The sequence below is a fragment of the Streptomyces sp. NPDC046335 genome, assembly GCF_055587985.1.
Window position 1 is genome coordinate 15,243 of sequence record NZ_JBVJFF010000015.1, and the last position, 13,065, is coordinate 28,307.

The 13,065-nt window shown below is 73.7% G+C and carries 3 protein-coding genes; 2 read left to right on the forward strand and 1 reads right to left on the reverse strand.

The window, feature by feature from the left end; all coding sequences use genetic code 11:
* Positions 1-51 precede the first annotated feature (51 nt).
* Positions 52-11,361 carry an SDR family NAD(P)-dependent oxidoreductase gene (locus ACZ6JY_RS32365; RefSeq protein WP_469201628.1) on the forward strand — a complete coding sequence of 3,770 codons (11,310 nt, stop codon included), beginning with the start codon at positions 52-54 and terminating at the stop codon, positions 11,359-11,361.
* A gap of 58 nt (positions 11,362-11,419) precedes the next feature.
* Positions 11,420-12,178 (forward strand): thioesterase II family protein, encoded by a 759-nt coding sequence (locus tag ACZ6JY_RS32370; RefSeq protein ID WP_469201630.1) that lies wholly within the window; start codon positions 11,420-11,422, stop codon positions 12,176-12,178.
* A gap of 105 nt (positions 12,179-12,283) precedes the next feature.
* Here the strand turns inward: ACZ6JY_RS32370 and ACZ6JY_RS32375 are convergent, their stop codons facing one another.
* Positions 12,284-12,937, reverse strand: coding sequence for a helix-turn-helix transcriptional regulator (locus ACZ6JY_RS32375; protein WP_469201632.1), 654 nt, complete (start codon positions 12,935-12,937; stop codon positions 12,284-12,286).
* Between the last annotated feature and the right edge of the window lie 128 nt (positions 12,938-13,065).

Genomic DNA, 13,065 nt, shown 5'->3' on the forward strand with positions numbered 1-13,065 from the left:
CCGTCTCCCCGGCCACCGCACGTGCACGAACACTCCCTGGAGTTGGAAACGATGGACAACGAGGACAAGCTCCGCTACTTCCTGAAGCGGGTCACCGCCGACCTGCGTGACACCCGCAGACGCCTGCGCGAGGTCGAGGAGGGCGAGCAGGAGCCGGTCGCGATCATCGGCATGAGCTGCCGCTACCCCGGCGACGTACGTTCCCCCGAGGACCTGTGGGAGCTGGTCGCGGGCGGCCGCGACGGCGTGACGGCGTTCCCCGCCGACCGGGGCTGGGGCGAGGTCGGGCTGTCCGACCCCGAGGACCCCGACCGCGCCTTCCGCACCGAGGGCGGCTTCCTGCACGACGCGGCCGAGTTCGACCCCGGCGTGTTCGGGATCTCGCCGCGCGAGGCCCTCGCGATGGACCCGCAGCAGCGCCTCCTCCTCGAAACCTCCTGGGAGGCCTTCGAACGGGCGGGGATCGACGCCTCGTCGCTGCGCGGCAGCAGGACGGGTGTGTTCGCCGGGGTGATGTACCACGACTACACCTCGCGGCTGCGTTCGGTGCCGGAGGGAGTGGAGGGCTTCCTCGGCACCGGCAGCTTCGGCAGCGTCGCCTCCGGCCGCGTGTCGTACACCTTCGCCCTCGAGGGGCCCGCCGTCACGGTGGACACCGCCTGCTCCTCCTCCCTGGTCACGCTGCACCTGGCGGCCCAGGCCCTGCGCTCGGGCGAGTGCACGCTCGCCCTGGCCGGCGGTGTCACCGTGATGGCGACCCCGGACACGTTCATCGGCTTCAGCAAGCAGCGCGGCCTCGCCGCGGACGGCCGGTGCAAGTCCTTCTCCGAGGACGCCGACGGCACCGGCTGGGGCGAGGGCGCGGGCATGCTCCTCCTGGAGCGCCTTTCCGACGCCCGCCGCAACGGCCACACCGTCCTCGGGGTCGTGCGCGGTTCGGCGGTGAACCAGGACGGCGCTTCCAACGGCCTGACCGCGCCCAACGGCCCCTCGCAGCAGCGCGTCATCCGCCAGGCACTGGACAGCGCGGGGCTGACCGCCGCCCAGGTCGACGCGGTCGAGGCACACGGCACCGGCACCACCCTCGGCGACCCGATCGAGGCGCAGGCGCTCCTCGCCACCTACGGCCAGGACCGCCCCGCCGGCCGGCCGCTGTGGCTGGGCTCGGTGAAGTCCAACATCGGCCACACCCAGGCCGCCGCGGGCGTCGCGGGCGTCATCAAGTCGGTGATGGCGATGCGGCACGGCGTGCTGCCGCCGACCCTGCACATCGGCGAACGCTCCCGGCACGTCGACTGGTCAGCGGGCGCCGTGGAACTGCTCACCGAGGCGCGGGACTGGCCGCGGACGGAGCAGCCGCGCAGGACGGCGGTGTCGTCCTTCGGGATCAGCGGCACCAACGCCCACGTCATCCTCGAACAAGCCCCCGCCGATGACCCCGACGACGAGCCGGGCGAGCCCCTCGCCCCCGCCGACCCGGTGCTCACCGACGCCGTCCCGTGGGTCCTCTCCGGCAACGACCCCGACGCCCTGCGCGCACGCGCCGCCGACCTCCTGACCCACCTGGCGGGCCGGGACGAGACACCGGCCGACATCGGCTACTCGCTCGCCGTCACCAGGACCGCGCTGGAACACCGGGCCGCCGTCGTCGGCGCGGACCGCGCGGAACTGCTGCAAGGCCTGGAAGCCCTGGCCGCCGGTGACGAGGCACCCGGCCTGGTGCGCGGCACGGTCGGCACGCGCGGCAAGCTCGCGTTCCTGTTCAGCGGCCAGGGCAGCCAGCGCGTGGGCATGGGCCGCGAGCTGTACGGGGAGTTCCCCCTGTTCGCCCAGGCCCTCGACGAGGTCTGCGCGGGCCTGGACCCCCACCTGGACCGGCCGCTGAGGGACGTGCTGTTCGCCGAGCCCGGCAGCGAGGCCGCCGCCCTGCTCGACCTGACCACCTACACCCAGCCCGCGCTGTTCGCGATCGAGGTGGCCCTGTTCCGCCTCGTCACCGCCTGGGGCCCGGCCCCGCAGTTCCTCGCGGGCCACTCCATCGGCGAACTCGCGGCGGCGCACGTGTCCGGCGTGTTCTCCCTCGCCGACGCGTGCACGCTGGTCGCCGCCCGCGGCAGGCTCATGGGCGCGCTGCCCGATGGCGGGACGATGCTGTCGCTGCGCGCCGACGAGGACACCGTCCGCCGCCTGATCGCCGAGCACGGCGGCACGGTCGACGTCGCGGCCGTCAACGGCCCCGAGTCCACGGTCGTCGCGGGCGACGCCGACGCCGTGGCAGCCGTCGACGAGGCCTGGCGCGAGCGCGGCGGCAAGACCCGCTACCTGCGGGTCAGCCACGCCTTCCACTCCCCGCACGTGGACGCCGTCCTCGCGGACTTCCGCGCCGTCGCCCGGACCCTCACCTACGGCACCCCGGCGATCCCGGTCGTCTCCACCTTGACCGGCGCCGTACTCACCCCGGAGCAGGCACGCGACCCCGAGCACTGGGTGCGCCACGTCCGCGAGGCGGTGCGGTTCCTCGACGCCATGCGCTGCCTGGACGAACAGGGCGTCACCCACTTCCTGGAGCTGGGCCCCGACGCCGTGCTGACCGCGGCGGGCCGCGACTGCGTCCAGGAGGGCGCGCTGCTGGTCGCCGGGGTACGCGCCAACCGGCCCGAGGGCACCACGCTCACCTCCGCGATCGCGGCACTGCACGTGCGGGGCGTCGCCCTGGACTGGCAGGCGGTGTTCGCGGGCCGCGGCGCCCGCCGCACCGACCTGCCCACCTACCCCTTCCAGCGCACCCGGTACTGGCTCGACACGGGCTCCTACGCGGGCGACATGACCTCGGTGGGACTGCGCCCCGCCGACCACCCGCTGCTCGGCGCCGCCGTCACCCTGGCCGACGAGGAGGGCGCCCTGCTCACCGGCCGGCTCTCCCCGGCCACCCACCCGTGGCTGGCCGACCACACCGTCGGGGGCGTCATCCTCGTACCCGGCGCCGCACTGGTGGAACTGGCCATCAGGGCGGGCGACCAGGTCGGGCTCGACCACGTCGAGGAGCTGACGCTGGCGGCGCCGCTGGTCCTGCCGGCGGACGGCGCGGTACGCCTCCAGGTGTCCGCCGGGGCCCCCGACGAGTCGGGGCGCCGCGCGCTGAGCGTGTACTCACGGCCCGACGACGCGGCCGATGACCAGCCGTGGACACGCCACGCCGCCGGCACACTCGCTTCGGGAACGGCCCTGGCCGCCCCCGAAGCGGGCGCTGAGGCATGGCCCCCCGCCGGAGCCGAGCGCGTCGACATCGAGGGACGCTACGACGACCTCGCCGCATCAGGACTCGGCTACGGGCCCGCGTTCCGGGGCCTGCGCGCGGCCTGGCGGCTCGGCGAGGAGGTGTTCGTCGAGCTCGAGCTCCCCGACCAGGACAGCGCGGGCTCCTTCGGACTGCACCCCGCGCTGCTCGACTCGGCGCTGCACGCCATCGGCCTCGGCGGCTTCGTCACCGACACCGAGCGGCTTCACCTGCCGTACTCCTGGCGCGGCGTGCGGCTGCACAGCAGCGGCGCGTCGGCGCTGCGGGGGCGGCTGTCCCCGGCCGGCGCCTCGGGCGTCGCCATCGCCCTGACCGACGGCACGGGCGCCCCCGTCGCCACGGTCGAGGAACTGTCCCTGCGGCCCCTGTCGGCGGACGGCCTGACCGGCGACCGCCTCGACTCGCTGTTCCGGGTCGACTGGACGCGGGTACGGCCCGTCGACCCGGCCTCGGACCGCTGGACGGTGCTGGGGGACGCGGGCCTGGCCGCGCTGGGGCAGGACGAGGTGCCGGACCTCGTGTTCGCCCCCGTGACCCCGGCCGAGAGCCCCGCCGAGGCGACGCACCGGGCGCTGGCCCTGGTGCGGGCCTGGCTCGCCGACGACCGGTTCTCCGCGGCGCGCCTGGTGTTCGTCACCAGCGGCGCGGTCGCGGCAGGACCCGACGAGGACGTCCTCGACCTGGCCAACGCCCCGGTGTGGGGCCTCGTACGCGCGGCACAGTCCGAGCACCCCGGCCGGTTCGTGCTCATGGACACCGATCTCGCGTGGTCCGAGGCCACCGCCCGCACCCTGCCGGCGGCCGTCGCCACCGGTGAACCCCAGCTGGCCCTTCGCGCCGGAGAACTGCTCGTGCCGAGGCTCGTACGGTCCCGCCCCGAGGCCGGGCAGGAGCCGGACTTCGGCACAGGCCCTGTCCTGGTGACCGGCGCGAGCGGCATGCTCGGCGGCCTGGTGGCGCGACACCTGGTCGAGCGGCACGGCGTGCGGCGGCTGGTCCTCGCCAGTAGGCGCGGCCAAGTCGGCGCACTCCACCCCGAACTGACCTCCCTGGGCGCCGAGGTCACCGCGGTCGCCTGCGACGTGGCGGACCGGGACGCGGTGGCGGCGCTCCTCGCCGAACACCCCGTGACGGCCGTCGTGCACGCGGCGGGCGTCCTGGACGACGGTGTGATCGAGTCGCTGACCCCGGAGCGGATCGACACCGTGTTCCGGCCCAAGGCCGACGCCGCCCGGCACCTGCACGAGCTGACAGCCGACCTGAACCTGTCGGCGTTCGTGCTGTTCTCCTCTGCCGCGGGCACGTTCGGCAACGCGGGCCAGGCCAACTACTCAGCGGCCAACGCCTACCTGGACGCCCTCGCCCAGCACCGCCACGCGCACGGCTTGCCCGCGACATCGCTGGCCTGGGGCCTGTGGGCCGACGCGAGCGGCATGACCGACGACCTGGCGGAAACCGACCGGGGCCGCCTCACACGGGCCGGCGTCACCGCGCTGTCCGCCGAGGAGGGGCTGCGGCTGTTCGACGCCGCCCTCGCCCTGCCGTCGCCCGTGGCCGTGCCCATGCGCCTGGACCTGGCGCCACTGCGGGCCCGCCCCGAGGCCGTCCCCGCCCTGCTGCGCGCCCTGGTGCGCTCGGCGCGCCCCGAAGCCGCCAAGGCCGACGGAGGCCTGGCCGCACGCATCTCCGCCCTGCCGGGGGAGGAGCGCCTCCCGGCCCTCCTCGACCTCGTACGGAGCTGTGTCGCCGCCGTCCTCGGCCACGCGTCCGCCGCCGCGGTGGAAGCGGAGCGGGCCTTCGACGAGCTCGGCTTCGACTCGCTCACCGCCGTCGAGCTGCGCAACAAGCTCGACGCGGCCACCGGCCTGCGCCTGCCCGCCACGCTGGTCTTCGACTACCCGACACCCCTCGCCCTGGCCAAGCACCTGCGCGCCACCCTGCTCGGCGACGACGAGACGCGCACGGCGACCATCCGCACGGCCGCCGCCGACGACGAGCCGATCGCCATCGTCGGCATGAGCTGCCGCTACCCCGGCGGAGCACGCTCACCGGAGGACCTGTGGCGCCTGGTCGCCGAGGGCCGCGACGCGGTGTCCGACTTCCCGGACAACCGGGGCTGGGACGTCGAGTCGCTCTACGACCCCGACCCCGAGAACACCGGCACCAGCACCGTCAGGTCGGGCGGCTTCCTCCACGACGCCGCCCAGTTCGACCCGGCGTTCTTCGGGATGTCGCCGCGCGAGGCGCTCGCGGTCGACCCGCAGCAGCGGCTGCTCCTCGAAACCTCCTGGGAGGCGTTCGAGCGGGCCGGAATCGACCCGAAGTCACTGCGGGGCAGCGCCACCGGCGTCTTCGCCGGCGTGATGTACAACGACTACGCCGCCCGGCTCGGACGCTCCCCCGAAGGCTTCGAGGGCCAGCTCGGCGTAGGCAGCTCCGGCAGCGTCGCCTCCGGCCGCGTGTCCTACGTGTTCGGACTCGAAGGCCCCGCGGTGAGCGTGGACACGGCATGCTCGTCGTCGCTGGTGGCCATGCACCTGGCGGCCCAGGCGCTGCGCTCCGGAGAGTGCACGCTCGCCCTCGCGGGCGGTGTGACGGTGATGGCCAGCCCCGCGACGTTCGTGGAGTTCAGCAGGCAGCGGGGCCTGGCCCCGGACGGCCGCTGCAAGGCCTTCTCCGCCGACGCGGACGGCACCGGCTGGGGCGAGGGGGTCGGCATGCTGGTCCTGGAGCGCCTCTCGGACGCCCGCCGCCACGGCCACCGCGTCCTCGCCGTCGTGCGGGGCTCGGCGGTGAACCAGGACGGCGCCTCCAACGGTCTCACCGCGCCCAACGGCCCCTCGCAGCAGCGCGTCATCCGCCAGGCACTGGCGAGCGCCAACCTGACGCCGTCCGACGTGGACGCCGTCGAGGCGCACGGCACCGGCACCACCCTCGGCGACCCGATCGAGGCCCAGGCCCTCCTCGCCACGTACGGCCAGGACCGGGCCGGAGAGCCCCTGTGGCTCGGCTCGCTGAAGTCCAACATCGGCCACACCCAGGCCGCCGCAGGCGTCGGTGGCGTGATCAAGATGGTGATGGCGCTGCGCCACGCCGAACTGCCCAAGACCCTGCACGCCGACGAGCGTTCCCCGCACGTGGACTGGTCGGCGGGCGAGGTCGACCTCCTGACGGAGACCCGGCCCTGGCCGGCCCTCGGCCGACCGCGCAGGGCGGGCGTCTCGTCGTTCGGCGTGAGCGGCACCAACGCGCACATCGTCCTGGAACAGGCCCCGGCGGACGAGGAGTCCGCCCCCGCGACGACGCCCGACGAGACCCCGGCCGCGCTGGCACCGATCCCCGGACCGGTCCCGCTGGTGTTCTCCGCACGATCGGAAACCGCCCTGCGCGCCCACGCCGCCCAACTCGCGACCGCGATGGAGGGAGCGGCGCTGGTCGACATGGCGGATGCCTTGTTGTCGCGGTCGGTGTTCGATCACCGGGCCGTGGTGGTGGCGGGTGGCGCGGACGCGCTGTCGGCGGTGGCCGCGGGTGCGGAGTCGGCTCGTGTGGCGGTGGGTGTGGCGAGGGCCGCGGGCAAGGTGGCGTTCGTGTTCCCGGGTCAGGGTTCGCAGTGGCTGGGGATGGGGGCGGAGCTTGCGGAGTCCTCGCCGGTCTTCCGTGCTTCTCTCGATGCTTGCGCTGAGGCTTTGGCCCCGCATGTGGACTGGTCGCTGCACGAAGCGCTGGGGGATGCGGGCCAGTTGGAGCGGGTGGACGTCGTACAGCCCGTTCTGTTCGCGGTGATGGTGTCGCTGGCGGCGCTGTGGCGTTCGTACGGTGTGGAGCCGGACGCGGTGGTGGGTCATAGCCAGGGTGAGATAGCCGCCGCGCATGTGGCGGGAGCGCTGTCCCTGGAGGATGCCGCTCAGGTGGTGGCGCTGCGGAGCAAGGCGATTCTGGCGTTGTCGGGTCAGGGTGGCATGGTGTCGCTGGCGGTGACGGTCGGTCAGGCGCGTGAGCGGCTGGCGCGGTGGGACGGCCGTATCTCGGTCGCCGCCGTCAACGGACCCAGCTCGGTGGTCGTAGCAGGCGACGCCGACGCGCTTGACGAGCTGATGGAGTCCTGCACCGCGGACGACGTACGTGCCCGTCGGGTGCCGGTGGATTATGCGTCGCACTCGCCGCATGTGGAGCGTATTCAGGACGTGTTGGCCGGGGTGTTGGCCGGGATTGAGCCGAAGCCGGCGAGTGTGCCGATGTTGTCGACGGTCACGGGGGAGTGGCTGACCGGGACGGAGGTCGGTGCCGAGTACTGGTATCAGAACCTGCGCAACACCGTACGGTTCGAGGACGCGACGCGGGGTCTGCTCGATCACGGCGTCGGCGTGTTCGTGGAGTGCAGCCCCCACCCCGTACTCACCATCGGCGTGTCCGAGACGGTGGAGGCCACCGGTGGTGACGCCGTCATGGTGGGCACGCTGCGCCGGGACGAGGGTGGACTCGACCGGTTCCTGCTCTCCGCCGCCGAGGCATATGTGGGGGGACTGCCGTTCGACTGGCGGGGCGTGGTGCCCGCCGGGCGGCCCGTGGACCTGCCCACCTACCCCTTCCAGCGCAAGCAGTACTGGCTGGAAGCCCCCCTGGACCTGCGCTTCGAGCACGCTGCCAGTGGTCTTGGCCTGGCGGACGCCGGCCACCCGCTGCTCGGCGCCGCCGTGGACCTCGCCGACGAGCAGGGCCTGGTGTGCACCGGCAGGCTCGGCACGGACACCCACCCGTGGCTCGCCGACCACGCCGTGGCACGGACGACGCTCCTGCCGGGCACCGCCTTCGCGGAGATCGCGCTCGCGGCGGGCGGCAGACTCGGCCTCGACGAGGTGGAGGAACTGGCCCTTGCCGCACCGCTGGTGCTGCCCGAGCGCGGCGGAGTGCGGCTGCGGGTCACGGTCGGCGGCGACGACGGCACCGGCCGACGGGCCCTCAGCATCGACTCCTGCCCGGACGACCCGGCCGCCGGCGCCGACTGGACCCGGCACGCCACCGGCTTCCTCACCACTGCCGCCCCCGCCACCGCCTCCGCCGAACCGGCCGCGCCCACGCAGTGGCCGCCCGCCGGAGCCGAGCCCGTCGACATCGACGGCCTCTACGACGGTCTGGAGGAGGCCGGGTTCGGCTACGGGCCCGCCTTCCAGGGCCTGCGGGCGGCATGGCGCGGTGAGGGCGCCGTGTACGCCGAGATCGCGCTGAACGAGGACCAGCACCGGGACGCCGCGTCGTTCGGGCTCCACCCGGCGCTGCTCGACGCCGCGCTGCACGCCTGCATGCTCGGCGGCCTCGTCGAAGACGCGGGCCGCCCCCGGCTCCCGTTCTCCTTCAACGGGGTCCGGTGGCACGCGACAGGCGCGACAGCGGCGCGGGTACGGCTCACCCCGGGCGGACCCGACGCCGTCACCCTGGAACTGACCGATGTCCAGGGGCATCCCCTGGCGACGGTCGCGTCCCTGGTGCTGCGGCCGATCGCCGCGGACCAGTGGGGTGCGCGCCACCGCGATTCGCTGTTCCGGCTGGAGTGGGTGGCCGCACAGGCCCGTGCGGCCGGCTCCGCTCCCGCCCGCGGTTGCGCGGTCATCGGCCCGGACGATCTGAAGATCGGCGCCGGCCTCGCCGCGGCAGGGATCGCCGTCCAGGAGCACGACGACCTCCAGGCCCTCGCCGAGGCCGGGGTGCCGGAGCTGGTCGTCGTCCCGTGCGCCGAGGACGAGGGACAGCCGGTCGCCGCCGCCCGCACCGCCGCCCTGCGCGCGCTGCGCCTCGCCCAGGAGTGGCTGACCGACGACCGGTTCCTCGGCTCCCGCCTCGTCCTCGTCACCCGCGGGGCCGTCGCGACCGCTCCCGGGGAGGACGTGCCCGGCCTCGCCGACGCGACGGTGTGGGGCCTGATCCGCTCGGCGCAGTCCGAGAACCCCGACCGGTTCGCGCTGGTCGACGTGGACGGAAACGACACCTCCTGGCCCGCACTGACCGCCGCCCTCACCGCCGCCGAACCGCAGTCGGCCGTGCGCACCGGCGACGTCCTGGTGCCGCGCATCGCACGGACCCGGCCCTCCGAGGCGGAGTCCGGGCTCGCGTTCGCGCCCGGCGGCACCGTCCTGGTGACCGGCGCCACCGGCATGATCGGCGGCCTCGTCACCCGGCACCTCGTGACCGAGCACGGCGTACGGCACCTCGTCCTCGCCAGCCGCAGCGGCGCCGCCGCCCCCGGCGCGGAGGACCTGCGTACCGAACTGACCGGACTCGGCGCGCACGTCACGCTCGCCGCCTGCGACGTCACCGACGCCCGAGCGCTGGCACAACTCCTCGACGCCGTGCCCTCGGAGCACCCGCTGACCGGCGTGGTGCACTCGGCGGGCGTCCTGGACGACGCCACGATCAGCTCGCTCACCCCGGAGCAGGTCGACACGGTGTTCCGGCCCAAGGTCGACGCGGCCTGGCATCTGCACGAGCTGACACGCGGCCTCGACCTGTCGGCGTTCGTGCTGTTCTCCTCCGCGGCGGGCATCCTCGGCGGACCGGGGCAGGGCAACTACGCGGCGGCCAACGCCTTCGTCGACGCCCTCACCCACCACCGCAGGGCCTCCGGCCTTCCCGCGACATCGCTGGCGTGGGGGCTGTGGGAGACGGCCAGCGCGATGACCGGTGACATGGGCGAGTCCGACGTGGCGCGGCTGTCCCGCTCCGGGGTCGCGGGCCTGACCCAGGAACAGGGCCTGGCGCTGTTCGACCTCGGCTGCGCGGCCGACGACGCGGTCGTGGTGCCGATGCGGCTCGACCTCGCCGCCCTGCGCGGCGGGCCCGACGACGTGCCCCCGCTGCTGCGCGGCCTGGTGCGCCCGCGGGCCACCAAGGCGCCCGCCGCGAGCGAGGAGCCGTTGGCACAGCGGCTCGCCGGGCTGACCGAGGAGGAGCAGGAGCGTGAACTCCTGCTGCTCGTACGGGACCAGACGGCGGCCGTGCTCGGCTACGCGCCGCAGGAGCTCGACGTCTCCGGCGCCCTGACCCAGCTCGGCCTCGACTCCTTGACGGCGCTGCAACTGCGCAACCGCCTCGCCGGGGCGACGGGGCTTCGCCTGCCCACCACCGTCGTCTTCGACCAGCCCACAGGACCGGCGCTCGCCGGATACCTGAGGCGTGAACTCGCCGCGGGGGCCGGGAACGAAGAGGCCACTACCGCCGTCCTCGCGGTGGAGGACACGCTCACCGGCCTGTACCGGCAGGCCTGCGACCTCGGCCTGTACGAGCAGGGGTGGCAGATGGTGAACGCGGCAGCCCTGGTGCGGCCGGTGTTCGAGACGCCGGAGGAGGTGCCCGCCCTGCCGCCGGTGACGCTCGCGACCGGCCCCGGCACCCCGCTGCTGTGCATCCCGCCGACGATGGCGCCCTCAGGACCGCACTACTTCGGCCGCTTCGCCCCCCTGTTCGCGGGCGAGCGTGACGTGACCGTGCTGCCCAACCCCGGCTTCGCGCCGGGGGAGGCGCTGCCCGCGACCAGGGACGCGGTCGTGCGCTTCCAGGCCGAGGCCGTCAAGAGGCAGGCAGGGGACCGGCCGTTCGTGCTCGTCGGCTACTCGTCGGGCGGATGGCTGGCCAACGCGGTCGCCGCACTGCTCGAACAGCAGGGCAGAGCACCGCAGGCCGTGGTCCTCGTCGACACCTACACCGCGACGACCTCCTTCGAGGGACGCCTTGAGGAGGCGCTCAGGCAGCGCGCGGCCACCAGCGAGGCGTTCGAGCTGATGACCGGCGCCCAACTCACCGGCCAGGGAGGCTACCTGCGCGTCTTCGGCGACTGGGAGCCCGAAGCGATCGACGCGCCGACGCTGTACGTGCACGCCACCTTCCCGCCGGGGGAGTCGCGGGCCCTGCGGACCGAGGACGACTGGCGCCCCCAATGGCCCCTGCCGCACGATGACACCGACGTCCCCGGCGACCACTTCTCGATCATGGACGACCACTCGGAATCGACGGCGCTCGCGGTACGGGCATGGTTGGACGACGGCCGGATCACGGAAGACTCTCCCTGAGCGCGACAAGACAGCAGCCCGCTGAGTACCGACAACCACAGCAGAACGGACGATCAACATGACTGTTACCGACGGCAGCGACCTCTGGCTCCGCCGGTTCCACCCCGCACCGGACGTCCCGGTCCGGCTGGTGTGCTTCCCGCACGCGGGCGGCTCGGCGACCTTCTACTTCCCCGTCTCGGCCGCACTCCAGAGCGACAGTGACGTGACGGCCCTGCAGTACCCCGGCCGACAGGACCGCAGGTCCGAGCCGAACGTGGACGACATCGGCGTACTGGCCGACCGCATCGCGCCCGTCGTGGCGCCGCTGTTCGACCGGCCCGTGGTCTTCTTCGGGCACAGCATGGGCGCGATCATCGCCTTCGAGGTGGCACGCAGGCTGGAGGCGCAGGGGCACACGCCCGCGATGCTGTTCGCCTCCGGCCGGCGCGCACCGTCGACACGACGGGAGGAGAACGTCCACCAGCGCGACGACGACGGGATCGTGGCCGAGATGAAGGCCATGAGCGGCACCGACGCCCAGGTCCTCGGCGACGAGGAACTGCTGCGGATGGTGCTGCCCGCCATCCGCAGCGACTACCGGGCCATCGAGACGTACGGTCCGGTGGACGCCACCCTCGACTGCCCCATCACCGCACTGGTGGGCGACGACGACCCGAAGACGACGGTGCCGGAAGCGGACGCGTGGCGCGCCCACACGACAGCGGCATTCGACATCCGGACGTTCCAGGGGGGCCACTTCTACCTCAGCCCGCGCGCGGCGGAGGTGATCGCACTGATGCGTGAGACGCTGCGCGGCGCGGTGACGGTCGGCTAGAACGGGCACGCGGCCGGGGGTTGGACGAGAGGGCGGTCCAGCCCCCGCTGTGCCGAAGGCGTTCAGCGCGGTTCGCCCACGGCCTCACGCGGTTCGCCCACGACGTCAGATGTAGCCCGCGCGCACCGCATAGGCCACCGCATGGGTGCGGTTGCGCAGTTGGAGGCGGGAGGTCAGATTCTGCAGGACGTTCTTCACCGTCCGTTCGGAGTACGCGAGCTTGTCCGCTATCTGCGCGGTGTCCAGCCCCTCCGCCACCAACTGGAGGACTTCGACCTCACGGGGCGTCAGGCCCATCGTGGGGAGTCCCGCCGGTCCTGGGGCGCCGCTCTTGAGCTGCCCCATCCGGGTGAGAAACGTGCCCAGCAAGTCGGCCGGCAGATCACCGTCGCCCCGGTGGGCCGCGAGTATGGCCCGCAGTAATCGCGCGGGCGTGGCCTCCCGCCGCCACACGATCGAGGTGACGCCGCACCCGGCGACTTCCATCAGGTCGGCCTCCCGCATCCGGTCCACCACCAGGACCGCCCGGACGTCCTCGCCGTGGATGAGCCGGCGCAGGTGCAGCAGAGTCGTCTCGTCCACGGAGCCGGCGACGAGCAGGGCGACCTGGCAGCAGTCCTGGTGACCGGTGTCCACCAACTCGATCTCGGGATACTGGCGGAGCTGGCTGAGCACTCCGGCCCGGGAGATGGGGTCCGATGCGTGAACGGACAACGTCACCCGCTCACTCGTGGGGACACTCTCGACGATCTGCTGCACGAGCTGGAGCTCCTTCTGCTTCTACGAAGGTCAGGGGCTCTCGAGCGCGGCAGACACGAGCGTGCACCGCTACCCCCTTGTTGACCAGGTAATCAGCTACTGCGTTGGTGTCCTAAGAGGCGCGTTGT

Coding starts and splice junctions, on each gene's coding strand:
- ACZ6JY_RS32365 (WP_469201628.1), top strand. CDS start 52: ATGGACAACGAGGACAAGCTCCGCTACTTCCTGAAGCGGGTCACCGCC.
- ACZ6JY_RS32370 (WP_469201630.1), top strand. CDS start 11,420: ATGACTGTTACCGACGGCAGCGACCTCTGGCTCCGCCGGTTCCACCCC.